The sequence below is a fragment of the Streptomyces virginiae genome (assembly GCF_040638905.1).
Classification (GTDB): Bacteria; Actinomycetota; Actinomycetes; order Streptomycetales; family Streptomycetaceae; genus Streptomyces; species Streptomyces virginiae_B.
This window is the reverse complement of record NZ_JBEZYV010000020.1, coordinates 39144-54948: the sequence shown is the minus strand read 5'-3', so window position 1 is coordinate 54948 and position 15805 is coordinate 39144. Positions and strand designations below refer to the sequence as shown.

The 15805-nt window shown below is 69.9% G+C and carries 14 protein-coding genes, 2 tRNA genes and 1 pseudogene; 11 read left to right on the top strand and 6 right to left on the bottom strand.

The window, feature by feature from the left end:
- Window positions 1-40: 40 nt before the first annotated feature.
- The gene (locus AB0F82_RS24865) at window positions 41-643 is read right to left on the bottom strand and encodes an AAA family ATPase (RefSeq protein ID WP_362631452.1); all 603 of its coding nucleotides are present in this window, start codon (window positions 641-643) and stop codon (window positions 41-43) included.
- The gene (locus tag AB0F82_RS24860; RefSeq protein WP_362631351.1) at window positions 640-1308 is read right to left on the bottom strand and encodes a DUF4232 domain-containing protein; all 669 of its coding nucleotides are present in this window, start codon (window positions 1306-1308) and stop codon (window positions 640-642) included. Before AB0F82_RS24860 ends, AB0F82_RS24865 begins: the two co-directional genes overlap by 4 nt.
- A 270-nt stretch (window positions 1309-1578) precedes the next feature.
- Between AB0F82_RS24860 and AB0F82_RS24855 the strand changes: the two genes are divergently transcribed.
- The 3 genes from AB0F82_RS24855 to AB0F82_RS24845 all read left to right on the top strand — a co-directional run bounded on the left by AB0F82_RS24855 (window position 1579) and on the right by AB0F82_RS24845 (window position 3772).
- Window positions 1579-2967: a pyridoxal phosphate-dependent decarboxylase family protein gene (locus AB0F82_RS24855; RefSeq protein ID WP_362631349.1), complete on the top strand. Its 1389-nt coding sequence runs from the start codon at window positions 1579-1581 to the stop codon at window positions 2965-2967.
- Window positions 2964-3419, top strand: a complete 456-nt coding sequence (locus AB0F82_RS24850) for an HD domain-containing protein (RefSeq protein ID WP_362631347.1) — start codon at window positions 2964-2966, stop codon at window positions 3417-3419. The genes AB0F82_RS24855 and AB0F82_RS24850 overlap by 4 nt, the downstream gene beginning before the upstream one ends.
- Window positions 3420-3577: 158 nt before the next feature.
- The gene (locus AB0F82_RS24845; RefSeq protein ID WP_030008564.1) at window positions 3578-3772 is read left to right on the top strand and encodes a membrane protein; all 195 of its coding nucleotides are present in this window, start codon (window positions 3578-3580) and stop codon (window positions 3770-3772) included.
- Between the two features lie 361 nt (window positions 3773-4133).
- Here AB0F82_RS24845 and AB0F82_RS24840 read toward each other — a convergent pair whose 3' ends face one another.
- Both AB0F82_RS24840 and AB0F82_RS24835 read right to left on the bottom strand, forming a co-directional pair.
- Window positions 4134-4556, bottom strand: coding sequence for an Imm32 family immunity protein (locus AB0F82_RS24840; RefSeq protein ID WP_362631345.1), 423 nt, complete (start codon window positions 4554-4556; stop codon window positions 4134-4136).
- A gap of 91 nt (window positions 4557-4647) precedes the next feature.
- Window positions 4648-4718: transfer RNA gene (locus AB0F82_RS24835), tRNA-Gly, on the bottom strand.
- Between the two features lie 168 nt (window positions 4719-4886).
- On the opposite strand from AB0F82_RS24835, the gene AB0F82_RS24830 reads away from it, so the two are divergent.
- The 6 genes from AB0F82_RS24830 to AB0F82_RS24805 all read left to right on the top strand — a co-directional run bounded on the left by AB0F82_RS24830 (window position 4887) and on the right by AB0F82_RS24805 (window position 10045).
- Window positions 4887-4963: transfer RNA gene (locus tag AB0F82_RS24830), tRNA-Pro, on the top strand.
- A 162-nt stretch (window positions 4964-5125) separates the two neighbouring features.
- Window positions 5126-6511, top strand: a complete 1386-nt coding sequence (gene tig, locus AB0F82_RS24825; RefSeq protein WP_362631343.1) for a trigger factor — start codon at window positions 5126-5128, stop codon at window positions 6509-6511.
- Between the two features lie 309 nt (window positions 6512-6820).
- On the top strand, window positions 6821-7438 hold the full coding sequence (locus AB0F82_RS24820) for an ATP-dependent Clp protease proteolytic subunit (protein ID WP_030649990.1): 618 nt from the start codon (window positions 6821-6823) through the stop codon (window positions 7436-7438).
- Between the two features lie 55 nt (window positions 7439-7493).
- Entirely contained in the window at window positions 7494-8162 is a 669-nt protein-coding gene (locus tag AB0F82_RS24815; RefSeq protein ID WP_356810045.1) for an ATP-dependent Clp protease proteolytic subunit, read from the top strand.
- 153 nt (window positions 8163-8315) lie between these two features.
- Complete coding sequence (gene clpX, locus AB0F82_RS24810; protein ID WP_030026955.1) at window positions 8316-9602, top strand: ATP-dependent Clp protease ATP-binding subunit ClpX; 1287 nt, start codon at window positions 8316-8318, stop codon at window positions 9600-9602.
- A 173-nt stretch (window positions 9603-9775) separates the two neighbouring features.
- Window positions 9776-10045, top strand: coding sequence for a hypothetical protein (locus tag AB0F82_RS24805; RefSeq protein ID WP_362631341.1), 270 nt, complete (start codon window positions 9776-9778; stop codon window positions 10043-10045).
- A gap of 61 nt (window positions 10046-10106) precedes the next feature.
- Here the strand turns inward: AB0F82_RS24805 and AB0F82_RS24800 are convergent, their stop codons facing one another.
- Window positions 10107-11045: a hypothetical protein gene (locus tag AB0F82_RS24800; protein ID WP_356810041.1), complete on the bottom strand. Its 939-nt coding sequence runs from the start codon at window positions 11043-11045 to the stop codon at window positions 10107-10109.
- Window positions 11046-11172: 127 nt separating this feature from the next.
- Here AB0F82_RS24800 and AB0F82_RS24795 point away from each other — a divergent pair, with 127 nt between their 5' ends.
- Window positions 11173-13821 carry a valine--tRNA ligase gene (locus AB0F82_RS24795; protein WP_362631340.1) on the top strand — a complete coding sequence of 883 codons (2649 nt, stop codon included), beginning with the start codon at window positions 11173-11175 and terminating at the stop codon, window positions 13819-13821.
- A gap of 65 nt (window positions 13822-13886) precedes the next feature.
- Here AB0F82_RS24795 and AB0F82_RS24790 read toward each other — a convergent pair.
- Window positions 13887-14096 (bottom strand): annotated as a pseudogene (locus tag AB0F82_RS24790) (rod shape-determining protein); the annotation flags it as partial.
- Between the two features lie 170 nt (window positions 14097-14266).
- On the opposite strand from AB0F82_RS24790, the gene folC reads away from it, so the two are divergent.
- Window positions 14267-15805: a bifunctional tetrahydrofolate synthase/dihydrofolate synthase gene (gene folC, locus AB0F82_RS24785; protein ID WP_390076904.1), complete on the top strand. Its 1539-nt coding sequence runs from the start codon at window positions 14267-14269 to the stop codon at window positions 15803-15805.

The following is a 15805-nucleotide window of genomic DNA, read 5'->3' as shown; positions in this document are numbered from 1 at the left end:
CTGACCGGAGAGACACCCATGGGTGTGCCCGGCGGAGCCCCTAGTCGAAGCGGATGTGCCGTACGCCGACCACCGCGCGGCGGATCCGGCCCCGGAGCGGGCCGTCCGTGTCCGGAGCGAGGTCCAGGCCGGCCGAGGCGGCCACTCTGCCCGCCACCTGGGACACGGTCAGCCGGTCGGTGGCCAGGTGCTGCGCGAACTCCGGCGCACGCAGCGCCTCCAGGCACCCGTCGAGGCGGGACACCGCGAAGCTCTCCCGCTTCGGTCCACGCCCCAGCCCCCGCTCGCGCAGCCGCCGCAGTACAGTCGCCCGCTCCGCCAGCAGCGCGAAGTGCCGTACGTCGTGGCCCCGTTCCCGCAGCCGCCCCACGGTCTCCGCGAAATAGGCCGGCTCCGTGACGGTCATCGGCACCAGCAGCACCCCCGGATGCCGCCGGGCCGCGAGGTCCAGTACCTCGAACACGCCCTGGCGCCACGCCGCCAGGTCCTGGAAGTCACCGCGGAGGGCGGGCGGCAGCATCCGGTGCAACCCGAAGCCGACGTGCTCCGGATCGCACACGACGCTTCCCGGCAGCCGGCGGCGCAACTCGTAGGCCGTCTGGGTCTTGCCGCCGCCGAACGGCCCGTTGAGCCAGACGATCACCGGGTGACCGCCGTCCACGGGCCGATCCCGAGTTTCCCCGTGTTCCCGAGGTCGAACGGCCGGGCGAGCCGCAGCCACAGCCGGGGCGCTCCGGGCCGGGGCTCGATCTCCATGACCGCGACCGTCGTGGCCGGCACCGTCGAGTCGGTGACGAGGTTGCGCCACACCACCGACCACGCCGCCGCCTGCCCGGGCGCCAGCGTCACCCGCTGCGGCGCCGCCTCGATGTCCGGCACCCCCGTGGTGATCCCAGCCGTGCCGTGCACCACCGCGACCTCCACCGGATCGTTGCGGCCGTCCCGCAGCGACACCCCCGGGTAGCCCTCCAGTACGTACGCCTGCATACCGCAGTTGACCAGCTGGAAGCCCTCCACCCGCAGACCCATCGCCGCGTCCCCGCCCGTCTCGACCAGCCGTACCCCGCCCTCGGGACACGCCCGGTCCGGCGTCGTCCCGGGCACGGGCGCGCCGCGGTTCGGCGCCGCTCCCGTGCCGGGCGTCGCGTCCGGCTCCGTACCCGGCTGGGCGGAGCGGCCGTGCGGCCCGGAGGTCGGCCCGGGCGCGGCGGGCGGTGCCGGCGGCATACCGCAGCCCGCGGCCCCCGCGAGCATCCCCAAGGCCAGTACGCCCCCGACGACGCCCCGCACCCACTGAGCCCGTCGCACCCACTGAGCCCGCCGCGCCCCGTGCGCCTGCCGCATCCCGTGCGCCCGTTGAACCGGCCGCGCCCCGTGCACCTGCCGCGCCGCCCCGTGCACCTGCCGCACCCCTCGCGCCCGCTGAACCCGCCGCGCCCGCTGCATCCACCGCACCTGCCGTAGCCCCCGCTCCGCGATCATCCGCCGAGCCTACGACGTCCCCTACGGGGCGCGGGCGGGCCACTCGCCCCCGATTGGCTGGCCCGCGCGGGCCCGCGCGGGCCCTACCGTGCCCCCATGGACCGCACGCTCGCCGCCGACCTCGCACGGCTCCCCGACCTGCTCGACGCCACCCGCCGCGCCGCCGCCGAAGCGCTCGCCACCCTCGACGAACGCGCCGTCGTACCGGACAGGCCGAAGCCGACCGACCCCGAACCCCTCCCGGAGCGGGGCCGCGGCGCGGAGGCCGCCCTCGCGGCGTTCCGCGCCCGCTGGGAGCCGCGGCTCTCCGCCTCCGCCGGCCCCCGCTACTTCGGCTTCGTCACCGGCGGCGCCACCCCCGCGGCGCTCGCCGGGGACTGGCTCACCGCCGCCCACGACCAGAACTCCAACTCCTCCATGGACCGCGCCGGCCAGGACCTCGAACGCGAGACCGTGGGCTGGCTGCGCGAGCTGTTCGGCCTCTCCGACGCCCACACCGGCACCTTCGTCAGCGGCGCCACCATGTCCAACACCACCGGCCTCGCCATCGCCCGCGAGTGGCTCGGCGAACGCCTCGGCGTGTCCCCGGCCGACGACGGCGCCGGCGCCCTCGGCCCGGTCCGCGTCCTCTCCGGAGCCCCGCACTCCTCCATCGCCAAGGCCCTCTCCGTCCTCGGCCTCGGCCGCAACTCCCTCGTGCGCGTCCCGACCCTGCCCGGCCGCGAGGCCGTGGACCCCGCCGCCCTGGACCGGGCACTGGCCGACACCCCCGGACCGGCGGTCGTCGTCGCCAACGCGGGCACCGTCAACACCGTCGACTTCGACGACGTCCCCGCCATCGCCGCCCTTCGCGCCCGCCACGACTTCTGGCTGCACACCGACGCCGCCTTCGGCGCCTTCGCCGCGCTCTCCCCGGACCACGCGCACCTCGCCGAAGGGCTCGACGCCTCCGATTCCCTCTGCGTCGACCTCCACAAATGGCTCAACGTCCCCTACGACAGCGCCGTCCAGTTCACCCGCCGACGCGACCTGCAGGCTCGCGTGTTCCAGAACGCCGCCGCCTACCTCGGCCCCCTCGGCGAGCACCCCGACCTCGTCCACCTCACCCCGGAGAACTCCCATCGGCTGCGCGCCCTCGCCGCCTGGTTCACGCTGCGCGCCTACGGCCGCCAGGGCCACCGGGAGATCGTCGAGCGCAACATCACCGGCGCCCGCTCCCTCGGCGCGGCCCTGGCGGAGGACCCCGCCTTCACCCTCCTCGCCCCGGTCCGCCTCAACGTCGTCTGCTTCACCCTCACCGACAACCCCGATCCGGCCCGTCTGACCGCCCTGCGCGAGGCGGTGGCCGCCGAGGTGTTCGTCACCCCCACCGTCCACGAGGGAACCGCCGGACTGCGCGCAGCGTTCTCCAACTGGCGTACGACGCAGGCGGACGTCCAGCGGGCCGCCCGGGCCCTGCGAACGGCAGCGAGGGAGATCGCATGACGAGCAGTCCCCTGACCCTCCTGGAGGTCGAGGCCCTGGCGCGCGATGCGCACGAGGGCCAGACCGACAAGGCCGGGAGGCCGTATGCCGAGCACCTCGCGGCCGTCGCCGAGGGCGTGCGCGTACGCGGCGGAACCCCCGAACAGCAGGCGGCGGCCTGGCTGCACGACGCGATCGAGGACGAGGCGCTCAGCCTCACGTGGCTGGATTCCGCCGCTCTCCCGCAGTCCGTGAAGGACATGGTCCTCGCCGTCACCAAGCGCCCCGGCGAGCCGGTCGAGCAGTACGCGGCCCGCATCCTGGCCACGCCGGGCGCCCTGCTGGTCAAGGAAGCCGACCTCGCGCACAACGCCGACCCCGTACGCCTCTCCGTACTGGACACTCCCACCCGCGACCGGCTGTCCGCGAAGTATGCGTATGTCCGTTCCCTCTTGGGCCTTACGGCCCCCTGAACCCCCTCGCCCGCGACGGTTGGCGAAAACGGAACCATGGCCTTTCGTCACGGGGCGTATGACCGTGGCCCGTTGGTGGGAGGATGGTCCATGTGGGGGCATTCTCGGCCGTGCGCCCCCGGCCGACCAGGGGACGACGACCGAAGGTGTGATCAGTAGTGGCCATTTCGCTGTCAGTGGTGGTTCTGTTGGCGGTCATCCTGGTGGTGCTGATCCGCGGCAACCACATCAAGACGGGCCCCGCCATCGTCGCGGCCCTCTTCGGCTTCTTCCTGGCGTCCAGCTCGATCGCGGACGACGTGAACCGTTTCCTCAACTCCCTTGCGACGATGATCGCGAACATCAAGCTCTGACCGTCCGCCCACCGTCCGCCCACCGTCCGGGCCCGGTTGATGCGGCTGATGGCGCATGTGCCGGCCTGGCGGCACGAGCGGTGACTCCGACGGCCCGAACCGCCCCGCCGACCAGGCGAGGCGCCTGGCTGCCGAGCGGTTCCCCGACGCCCTGAGCGTCGTCCTCGCCGGTTCCGCCGCCTCCGGCCGGGCGGTCCTGATGGAGGACGGCGGCAGTTCCCGCCGGGAGACCCTCCGCTTGAGGGGCGACTGGTCGGCTGTCCGTCCACACCCCGCGCCGGCCTCGACGAGACCTTCGCCGCCGACGCGCCTCCCACCGAGGGCCTGATCCTCCAAGAGGGGGACGGTGCGGGCAGCAGCATCAGACGACGAGCCGAGGACGCGCTCCGCGAGGGCCCCGGCGCATTGCCGCCCACCTCATGGTCGAAAACCGGCCTACGCGCTCACCGACGCGCCGGACGACCTCGCCGACGCCGCGGACGCCGTCGGGCGGCTCGCCCGTGGCCGGAGCCGTCCTCGGCACCGCCGCCGACCTCCTCTTCGACCACCACACCGGGCACGGAGGGGTGGCGGAAAGTGGCTGCCCCGCCGCCTGCTGGTCCAGCACGAGCCCGGACGAACCGTCCTCGTCAACGCCCGCATCGCAGTGCAGGTGGTGCCCGTCCCGTACGCCGGAGCCGGCGAGCTCCGACAACCGTTCCGCGAGGACGCGAAGCCCTTCCGCGTCGGCCTTCACGTGAGCCTCGCCGACGGAGCTCTGCACCTTGATCAGCGGTTCGTTCATGCCGCCACGCCAACCGCCCGCCCGCGCACCCCGGGAACGACCAAGGGCCAGGTGGAGGAGATGTCCTCTGACCTGGCCCTTAAGTACTCAGAGCGGGCGACGGGAATCGAACCCGCGTAGCTAGTTTGGAAGACTAGGGCTCTACCATTGAGCTACGCCCGCATTGCGTGCGCCGCAGGTCCGGGGACCGTGGCACGGACAGCATCCTAGCGGGTCGTTCCGGCCGTGCGCACACCACATTCCGTGTCCGCGCCGCCCTCTGTCCGAAACGGCTCGGGAAACACCGCGCATCAGAGGGTCTCCGGGCATGTACCCTACGTGTCGCACCGACGGGGTGTGGCGCAGCTTGGTAGCGCGTCCGCTTTGGGAGCGGAAGGTCGTCGGTTCGAATCCGGCCACCCCGACCACTGGCGGCCCACCGCAAGATCGCGTTGTGGGCTGATTGCCGCTTGCGGCTACTATGCAAGCTGCGTGCCCGTGTGTCTGATGTACCGGGCCGAAGTCCGCCGGGCCGCTGATTCCAGCGAGACGGCAGATCCCCAAGCAGTCAGCCACAAGGAGACCGAACCGTGAAGAGCGCCGTTGAGACCCTGAACCCGACGCGGGTTCGGCTCACTGTTGAGGTGCCCTTCGAGGAGCTCAAGGACAGCCTCGACGCGGCGTACAAGAAGATCAACCAGCAGGTCACGGTGAAGGGCTTCCGCAAGGGCAAGATCCCGGCCCGCGTCATCGACCAGCGCTTCGGCCGCGGTGCGGTGCTGGAGGAGGCCGTCAACGACGCCCTCCCGAAGTTCTACACCGAGGCCGTCAACGAGGCCGACCTGAACCCGCTGGGCCAGCCCGAGGTCGACATCACCGAGCTGAAGGACGGCGAGCTGCTGGCCTTCACCGCCGAGGTCGACGTGCGCCCCGAGATCGAGATCCCGGACTACTCCGGCATCGAGGTCGAGGTCGACGCCATCGAGGTCTCCGACGAGGACATCGAGAAGTCGGTCGAGCAGCTGCGCAACCGCTTCGCGTCCACCAAGGACGTCGAGCGCGCCGCCGCCGAGGGTGACGTCGTCACCATCGACCTGGAGGCCAAGGTCGACGGCGAGGTGCTGCCCGACGGCGTCGCCTCCGACGTCTCGTACACCATCGGCTCGGGCGAGCTGCTCGAGGGCATCGACGAGGCCGTCACGGGCCTCGAGGCCGGCGGCGAGGCCACCTTCACCTCGCAGCTGAAGGGCGGCTCCGCCGAGGGCAAGGACGCCGAGGTCTCCGTCAAGGTCACCAAGGTCTCCGCCAAGGAGCTCCCGGAGCTGGACGACGAGTTCGCCCAGATGGCCAGCGAGTTCGACACCCTCGAGGACCTCAAGGCGGACAGCCGCAAGCGCCTCGAGAACATGAAGCAGTACGACCAGGCCACGCAGGCCCAGGAGCGTGTCCTGGAGAAGCTGCTGGAGCTCGTCGAGGTGCCGATCCCCGAGAAGCTCCTCGAGGACGAGGTCAACACCCGCAAGCACAACCTGGAGCACCACCAGCTCGGCCAGATGGGCCTGGACCTGGCGAAGTACCTGGAGTTCCAGGGCAAGACGGTCGAGGAGTTCGACGCCGAGACCAAGGAGCAGGCGATCAAGGGCATCAAGACCCAGTTCGTCCTGGACGCCCTGGTCAACAAGGAGAAGCTGGGCGTCAACCAGGAGGAGCTCACCGAGCACCTCATGCGCCGTGCCCAGTCCTCCGGCATGTCCCCCGACCAGTTCGCCCAGGCGGTCGTCGAGGGCGGCCAGGTCCCGATGCTGGTCGGCGAGGTCGCGCGCGGCAAGGCCCTCGCGGTCGTCGTCGAGGCCGCCAAGGTCGTCGACACCAACGGTGAGGTCGTCGACCTCTCCGACGACGAGGACGAGGTCGAGACGGCTGCCGAGGCCGCCGTTGACGGCGACGACGAGGTCAAGGCCGACGAGGCCAAGTAACACCTCGGGCGAGGCCGGGTGACATCCCGGGCCGAGCCCGCCGAGCAGTGCCCCGAAGGGCCCGGACGCAGCCGCGTCCGGGCCCTTCGGCATGGCCGCGGCACGGCCCCCGCACGGCCCCCGGAGCTTGCGCTCCGAGCGAACAGTTCGGGAAGCGGGATGGCGTTGTCCGACCTGCGCGTTAGGGTCCATGAATACGAGGGCACGTGAGTACCCGGGCGCCGGCGGACCCGTCCGCTCCGGCCGGACCGCGCCCCAGAACGAGACGCTGAGACGGCACATGGCCGTCGGAGACGAGCAGGTGGATACGTGACGAATCTGAAGCCTTACGCCGCGGGTGAGCCGTCCATCGGTGGCGGCCTCGGCGACCATGTCTACAACCGGCTGCTCGGCGAGCGAATCATCTTCCTCGGTCAGCAGGTCGACGACGACATCGCGAACAAGATCACCGCGCAGCTCCTGCTCCTGGCCGCCGAGCCGGAGAAGGACATCTACCTCTACATCAACAGCCCCGGTGGCTCGGTGACGGCCGGCATGGCCGTCTACGACACCATGCAGTACATCCCCAACGACGTCGTGACCATCGGCATGGGCATGGCGGCCTCGATGGGGCAGTTCCTCCTCACCGGTGGCGCCAAGGGCAAGCGCTTCGCCCTGCCGAACACCGACATCCTGATGCACCAGGGCTCCGCCGGCATCGGTGGCACCGCGTCGGACATCAAGATCCAGGCCCAGTACCTGCTGCGCACCAAGCAGCGGATGGCCGAGATCACCGCGTTCCACTCGGGCCAGACCGTCGAGGCGATCATCCGCGACGGTGACCGCGACCGCTGGTTCACCTCCGAGGAGGCCAAGGAGTACGGCCTCATCGACGAGATCATCTCGGCCGCGTCCAACGTTCCGGGCGGCGGCGGCACCGGGGCCTGATCCCGGTAACCACCGCCAGTACCCAGCAGTCGACAGCCCGCAGAACGCCACCAGGATGGTGAACACCCAGATGCAGAACAACTTCTCCGCGAGCGGCCTCTACTCCGGCCCGCAGGTGGACAACCGCTACGTCATCCCGCGCTTCGTCGAGCGCACCTCGCAGGGCGTGCGCGAGTACGACCCGTACGCGAAGCTCTTCGAAGAGCGCGTGATCTTCCTCGGCGTTCAGATCGACGACGCCTCGGCCAACGACGTCATGGCGCAGCTGCTGTGCCTGGAGTCGATGGACCCGGACCGCGACATCTCGATCTACATCAACAGCCCCGGCGGCTCGTTCACCGCGCTGACGGCGATCTACGACACGATGCAGTTCGTGAAGCCGGACATCCAGACGGTCTGCATGGGCCAGGCGGCCTCCGCCGCCGCCGTGCTGCTCGCCGCCGGCACCCCCGGCAAGCGCATGGCCCTGCCGAACGCCCGCGTGCTGATCCACCAGCCCTCCGGCGGCACCGGCCGTGAGCAGCTCTCCGACCTGGAGATCGCCGCGAACGAGATCCTGCGCATGCGCGACCAGCTGGAGACCATGCTGGCCAAGCACTCGACGACGCCGATCGAGAAGATCCGCGACGACATCGAGCGCGACAAGATCCTCACGGCCGAGGACGCCCTCGCGTACGGCCTGATCGACCAGATCATCTCCACCCGCAAGAGCAGCAATTTCTGATCCTTGCCGCCAGTTGGCGGGGACACACCACCGGATTCCGGGATGTGAACCACGTCAAGGGGGCCCCGCACGGGGCCCCCGGCAAGGTACCGTCGGATATGAGGCACCAGGAGCGCTGAACCAGGCGTCTCCCAGGCGAAGGGGAAGCACCTCGTGGCACGCATCGGTGACGGCGGCGACCTGCTCAAGTGCTCGTTCTGCGGAAAGAGCCAGAAGCAGGTGAAGAAGCTCATCGCAGGACCCGGTGTGTACATCTGCGACGAGTGCATCGACCTCTGCAACGAGATCATCGAGGAGGAGCTCGCGGAGACCTCCGAGGTCCGGTGGGAGGAACTCCCCAAGCCCCGTGAGATCTACGAGTTCCTGGAGAGCTACGTCGTCGGCCAGGAGCCGGCGAAGAAGGCGCTCTCGGTAGCGGTGTACAACCACTACAAGCGGGTCCAGGCCGGCGAGAACGGCGGCGCGCAGGGCCGCGACGACGCGATCGAGCTCGCGAAGTCCAACATCCTGCTGCTGGGCCCCACGGGCTCCGGCAAGACGCTGCTGGCGCAGACCCTGGCCCGCATGCTGAACGTCCCGTTCGCCATCGCCGACGCGACGGCGCTGACGGAGGCCGGGTACGTCGGCGAGGACGTCGAGAACATCCTGCTGAAGCTGATCCAGGCCGCCGACTACGACGTCAAGAAGGCCGAGACCGGGATCATCTACATCGACGAGATCGACAAGGTCGCCCGCAAGAGCGAGAACCCGTCGATCACGCGCGACGTGAGCGGCGAGGGCGTGCAGCAGGCCCTCCTGAAGATCCTGGAAGGCACGACGGCTTCGGTCCCCCCGCAGGGCGGCCGCAAGCACCCGCACCAGGAGTTCATCCAGATCGACACGACGAACGTGCTCTTCATCGTGGGCGGTGCCTTCGCCGGCCTGGAGAAGATCATCGAGTCGCGCGCGGGCGCCAAGGGCATCGGCTTCGGGGCGACGATCCGCTCGAAGCGCGAGATCGAGGCCAGCGACCAGTTCCAGGAGGTCATGCCGGAGGACCTGGTGAAGTTCGGGATGATCCCCGAGTTCATCGGCCGCCTCCCCGTCCTGACCTCGGTGCACAACCTGGACCGCGAGGCCCTGCTCCAGATCCTGATCGAGCCGCGCAACGCGCTGGTGAAGCAGTACCAGCGCCTGTTCGAGCTCGACGGCGTGGAGCTGGACTTCGAGCGCGAGGCGCTGGAGGCCATCGCGGACCAGGCGATCCTGCGCCAGACGGGCGCGCGCGGCCTGCGCGCCATCATGGAAGAGGTCCTGATGTCGGTGATGTACGAGGTCCCGTCCCGCAAGGACGTGGCCCGCGTGGTCATCACGGCGGACGTCGTCCGCTCCAACGTCAACCCGACGCTGGTCCCCCGCATCGTCCCGAAGGACCAGGGCCCGCACGAGAAGTCGGCCTAGACGCAGAGCAGTCGAGCAGCACGTAGAAGGGGCGTCCCCACCGGGGGCGCCCCTTCTACGCGGTTCGGACGATCCTGATCGATAATCAGACGGATGTTCTATTCGGCTTGGGGTGGTGGCTGCTTTCTTGATCGACTTCGTCTCGACGTCGCTTTCACAGAGGGGTGCGAAGTATGAACATGAAGCGTATGGGCGGAGCGTTGGCGGTGGCGTTCGCTGCTGCCTCGCTGCCGATTCTGGCGGCTTCGCCTGCGGCTGCCGATCAGGGGGACTGCCAGTACTACCTGCACGAAGCTGGCTACAATGTCGGCCCCAAGATCGAGTCCGCCTGTCGTTCCGGCGCCGACCCGTGGAACCCGGCAGGCTGGATCCAGTGCTACTCGGCCCTGGTCAACATCGGCGTGCGGGAGGGGGACGCGTCCGCCGCCTGCTTCAAGGCATAAGGACGAGCTTGTGGCGGCCGACGTGGAGGGAGGTCCCTGGCCACGTCGGCCGTTGCCGCGCTCAGGCCTTGGTTCGGCTGGTGTTGTAGAGCTTCGCGGCGAATTCCGAGGTCTGCTCCATGGTGTAGCCCTTGCCGCCGCCGAGGACTGAGGCCACGTCCGAGGCTGTGACCACCGTCAGGGTGCTGTAATCCCCCCAGATGCAGAGGGGCATGGCAAACTCCTTGATCTGCGGAGCCGTCGTCGAGCTCGACTTCTTCGGAGTGAGCTTCAACTCCTGGCACTTCATCACAGCGCCCTTGAAACCGGCCGGAGTCATGGACTTGGGGCTACCGAGGAGCTCGGCCACGCCTTCCTTGTCGTCCTTGACGGTGCTCTCCTTGGCCTGGGCGAAGTACGCGTCCACAGCCTTCTCAGGGTCGGCGATGTCGCCGTAGACACCGGTGAACTGGAGAGCCTTGATGGACAGCGGGTTACTCGGGTCGCCGGACTTGTACTCCATGCCGACCTGCTGAGGGTTCTTGACCCCCACTGCCTCGGCTTCCTTCTTGTCCTTGTCGGTGAAGGGCTTCTCCTTGTACTTCGGGTCCTTCTTGAAGTCGTCCACCGACTCCGGGGCGACCAGCTTGTAGCCCTTGGTGTCCGCGGAGATGTTGCCGCCCGCGCCGCCGCCCAGGAGGTACCAGCCGCCGCCCGCGATCACCGCGACCGCCACGACCACGCCTATGATCACCCCGGCCTTGGACTTCTTCGGGGGCTGGCCGCCGTACGGGGCCTGCTGGGGGTAGCCGTAGGCCGGGGTCGGCGGCTGCTGGGGGTAGCCCTGCGGCGGGACGCCCGGCTGCTGCGGGTAGCCGTAGCCCGGCTGCGGGGGCGCGGGCTGGCCGTACGGGCCCGGTTGCGCGGGCTGGCCGTACGGTCCGGGCGGCGGAGGCTGTTGTCCGTACGGTCCGGGCTGCTGAGGCTGCTGTCCGTAAGGCCCCGGCTGGTTGTAGCTCATCCCGCGTCCCCCTCTGAGGTTGCTTATACGTTCCTCACATCCTGTCGGAAGCCGAAGCCCGCCAGGGCGCCGGGCCCCTCTCCAACCGGTTTCATGACTGGACTGTTACGGCCCTAAACTGAGCCCCGTGACCGAGAACACGCAAACACCCAGCAGCCCCGACTCCGAACTGCCGACCGCCTACACGCCGGCCGATGTAGAGGGGAAGCTCTACGAGCGCTGGGTAGAGCGTGGGTACTTCACGGCAGATCCCGCGAGTGAGAAGCCCCCATACACCATCGTCATCCCGCCGCCGAACGTCACCGGCTCCCTGCACCTGGGCCACGCCTTCCAGCACACGCTCATGGACGCCCTGACCCGGCGTAAGCGCATGCAGGGCTACGAGTCGCTGTGGCTGCCCGGCATGGACCACGCCGGCATCGCCACCCAGAACAAGGTCGAGCAGCAGCTCGCCGAGGAGGGCAAGTCCCGCCACGACCTGGGCCGCGAGGCGTTCGTCGAGCGCGTCTGGCAGTGGAAGGAAGAGTACGGCGGCAAGATCCTCGGCCAGATGCGCCGCCTCGGCGACGGCGTCGACTGGTCCCGTGAGCGCTTCACAATGGACGAGGGCCTGTCCAAGGCCGTCCAGACCATCTTCAAGAAGCTCTTCGACGACGGCCTCATCTACCGCGCCGAGCGCATCATCAACTGGTGCCCCCGCTGTCTGACGGCCATCTCCGACATCGAGGTGGAGTACCAGGAGGACGCGGGCGAGCTCGTCTCCATCCAGTACGGGGAGGGCGAGGACACCCTCGTCGTCGCCACCACCCGCGCCGAGACGATGCTCGGCGACACGGCCATCGCCGTCCACCCCGACGACGAGCGCTACAAGCACCTGGTCGGCAAGCTCATCAAGCTCCCGCTGACCGACCGCTCGATCCCCGTCGTCGCGGACACCCACGTCGACCCGGAGTTCGGCACGGGCTGCGTCAAGGTGACCCCGGCGCACGACCCGAACGACTTCGCCATCGGGCAGCGCCACAACCTGCCCAACATGACGATCATGGACGAGCACGGTGTCATCACCGTCCACGGCCCCTTCATCGGCCTGGACCGCTACGAGGCCCGTTCCGCGGTCGTCGGCGCGCTGCGCCAGCAGGGCCGGATCGTCGCGGAGAAGCGCCCGTACCTGCACTCCGTCGGGCACTGCTCGCGCTGCAGCACCACCGTCGAGCCGCGCCTGTCCCTCCAGTGGTGGGTCAAGGTCGAGACCCTCGCCAAGGCCGCCGGTGACGCGGTCCGCGACGGCCGCGTCGCGATCCACCCGGTGGAGATGGAGAAGCGCTACTTCGACTGGGTCGACAACCTCAACGACTGGTGCATCTCGCGCCAGCTGTGGTGGGGCCACCGCATCCCCGTCTGGTACGGCCCGGACGGCGAGGTCGTCTGCCTCGGCCCGGACGACGAGGCGCCGACCGGCGAGGGCTGGACGCAGGACACCGACGTCCTCGACACCTGGTTCTCCTCCGGCCTGTGGCCGTTCTCCACGCTCGGCTGGCCGGAGAAGACCCCGGACCTGGCGAAGTTCTACTCCACCGACGTCCTGGTCACCGGCCACGACATCATCTTCTTCTGGGTCGCCCGGATGATGATGTTCGGCCTGTACGCCATGGACGGCGAGGTCCCGTTCAAGACGATCGCGCTCACCGGCCTGGTCCGCGACGAGCGCGGCAAGAAGATGTCGAAGTCCTTCGGCAACGTCGTCGACCCGCTGCACTGGATGGACAAGTACGGCTCCGACGCCGTCCGCTTCACCCTGGCCAAGGGCGCCAACCCCGGCACCGACGTCCCGATCGGCGAGGACTGGGTCCAGGCGTCCAGCAAGTTCGCCAACAAGATCTGGAACGCCACGCGCTTCGCGCTGATGAACGGCGCCACGATCGAGGGCGAGCTGCCGTCGGCCGAGCAGCTGTCGGCCACCGACCGCTGGATCCTCTCCCGCCTGAACAAGACGATCGCGCAGGTCGACGCGTACTACGAGGACTTCCAGTTCTCGAAGCTCAGCGAGGCGCTCTACCACTTCGCGTGGGACGAGGTCTTCGACTGGTACGTCGAGCTGTCGAAGACGACGTTCTTCGCCGGCGGCGAGCAGGCCAAGGTCTCCGCCCGGGTCCTCGGTGAGGTCCTCGACGTCATGCTGCGCCTGCTGCACCCGGTGGTCCCGTTCGTCACCGAGACCCTGTGGACCACCCTCACCGGGCGCGAGTCGCTGGTCATCGCCGACTGGCCGAAGGCTGTGGCGGTTCCTGGGGCTGACACCCCGGGCGGCTTCCGCGACGACGCCGCCGAGGCCGAGATCGGCAGCGTCCAGACGCTGACCAAGGAGGTCCGCCGCTTCCGCAAGGAGCAGGGCCTCGACGACAAGCAGAAGGTCCCGGCCCGCCTGGACCTGACCGGCACCGTGCTGGCCGCCCACGAGGCCGCCATCCGCCAGGTGCTGCGGCTCCAGCCCGAAGGCGACTCCTTCAGCGCCACCGCGACCCTTCCGGTCGCCGGCGCCACGGTCGCGCTGGACCTGTCCGGCACGATCGACGTCGAGGCCGAGCGCAAGCGCCTGACCAAGGACCTCGGCGCGGCCGAGAAGGAGAAGGCGCAGGCCGAGGCGAAGCTGGGGAACGAGGCCTTCCTGGCCAAGGCCCCCGACAACGTCGTGGACAAGATCAAGGGCCGGCTGGCCAAGGCCGAGGCGGACATCGCCCGGATCCAGGCCCAGCTGGAGACGCTGCCCGCCGCGTAGTCCCTCGTACGACGCCGAAGGCCCCCGCACCGGACCGGTGCGGGGGCCTTCGCCGTACGCCGTCTGATGGCGACCTGGCAGGTGGCGCCGCCGATGTCCACAACCATGGAGCCGAGCGGTTCCGCCACGGGCAGTCCGGCCCCGATCGCCGCGGCCATCGGCTCCTCGATCAGGTGAACGGCGGTGGTGGTGCCCGCCTTGACGGCGACCACGGACGGCTCATTGAGGACGATCCCGTGCCCCCGCGCGTGGACGAGGGTGTCGGCTGTCCGCAGGTCGTCCCTATGCCGCGGCCGGAAGCTGTCTTGTTGGTGCTGGCCTGCGGCATTTGTTCCGCTATCTGCTGCTCGCACAGCTTGCATGACGATCAGGTCACTTCCGGCGCCGAAGGTCCCGAAACGGCCGGGCCGGAAGTCCTCCCGGTGGCCGTCCGTAGACTGGCCCTGTGAGTGACCAGCAGCCCGAGAGCCACGACCGCCACGACGACGAAGACCTCGCCGGTGCGTTCGACGAATTCGACCAGATCGTGGCGGAAGAGTCCGACCGCGACCCCGACCTGGCGGTGATCGAGGCCGGCAGCCGTACCCTGCGCGCCCAGGCCGGCCCGCCCCAGGGGGACCCGGTGCCCGCCCGGCCCGTCGACCCGGAGGTCGCCAAGGCGCTGCTGGAGGTGGAGCAGGAGCTTTCCACCCGCTGGGGCGAGACCAAGCTGGAGCCCTCGGTGTCGCGGATCGCGGCGCTGATGGACGTACTGGGCGAGCCGCAGCGCGCGTACCCCTCCATCCACATCACCGGGACCAACGGCAAGACCAGCACGGCCCGCATGATCGAGGCCCTGCTGAACGCCTTCGAGCTGCGCACCGGCCGCTACACGAGCCCGCACGTGCAGTCGATCACCGAGCGGATCAGCCTCGACGGGGCGCCGATCGAGGCCGAGCGGTTCGTGGAGACGTACCACGACGTGAAGCCGTACGTGGAGATGGTCGACGCCGCCGAGGAGTTCCGGCTGTCCTTCTTCGAGGTGCTCACCGGGATGGCCTACGCGGCTTTCGCGGACGCCCCGGTGGACGTGGCCGTGGTCGAGGTCGGCATGGGCGGCAGCTGGGACGCGACCAACGTGATCGACGGCTCCGTCGCCGTGGTCACCCCGATCAGCCTGGACCACACCGACCGGCTCGGCTCCACGCCCGGTGAGATCGCGGTGGAGAAGGGCGGCATCATCAAGCAGGACGCGACCGTCATCCTGGCGCAGCAGCCGGTGGACGCGGCCCAGGTGCTGCTGAAGAAGGCCGTCGAGGTGGACGCGACGGTGGCCCGCGAGGGCATGGAGTTCGGCGTCGTCTCGCGCGAGGTCGCGGTCGGCGGGCAGCAGCTGACGCTGCGCGGTGTGGGCGGCGAGTACGACGGCATCTTCCTGCCGCTGTACGGCGCCCACATGGCGCACAACGCGGCGGTGGCGCTCGCCGCGGTCGAGGCCTTCTTCGGGGTCGGCGGGCAGCACGCCCGGGTGCTGGACGTGGACACGGTACGCAAGGCCTTCGCGTCGGTGACCTCGCCGGGCCGCATGGAGGTCGTGCGGCGCAGCCCGACGGTGATCCTGGACGCGGCCCACAACCCGGCGGGCGCGGCGGTCACCGCGGAGGCGGTGACCGAGGCGTTCGGCTTCAGCCGGCTCATCGGCGTCGTGGCCGCGAGCGAGGACAAGGACGTGCGCGGGGTGCTGGAGGCCTTCGAGCCGATCTTCGCGGAGGTCGTGGTCACGCAGAACTCCAGCCACCGGTCGATGGGCGCGGACGATCTGGCGGCCGTCGCCGTCGAGGTCTTCGGCGTGGACCGGGTGCAGGTGGAGCCGCGGCTGGACGACGCCCTGGAGGCGGCGATCACCCTGGCCGAGGAAGAGGCCGAGTACGGAGGGGCCGGGGTCCTGGTGACCGGTTCCGTGATCACGGTGGGCGAGGCCCGCCTGCTGCTGAAGAGGGGCTGA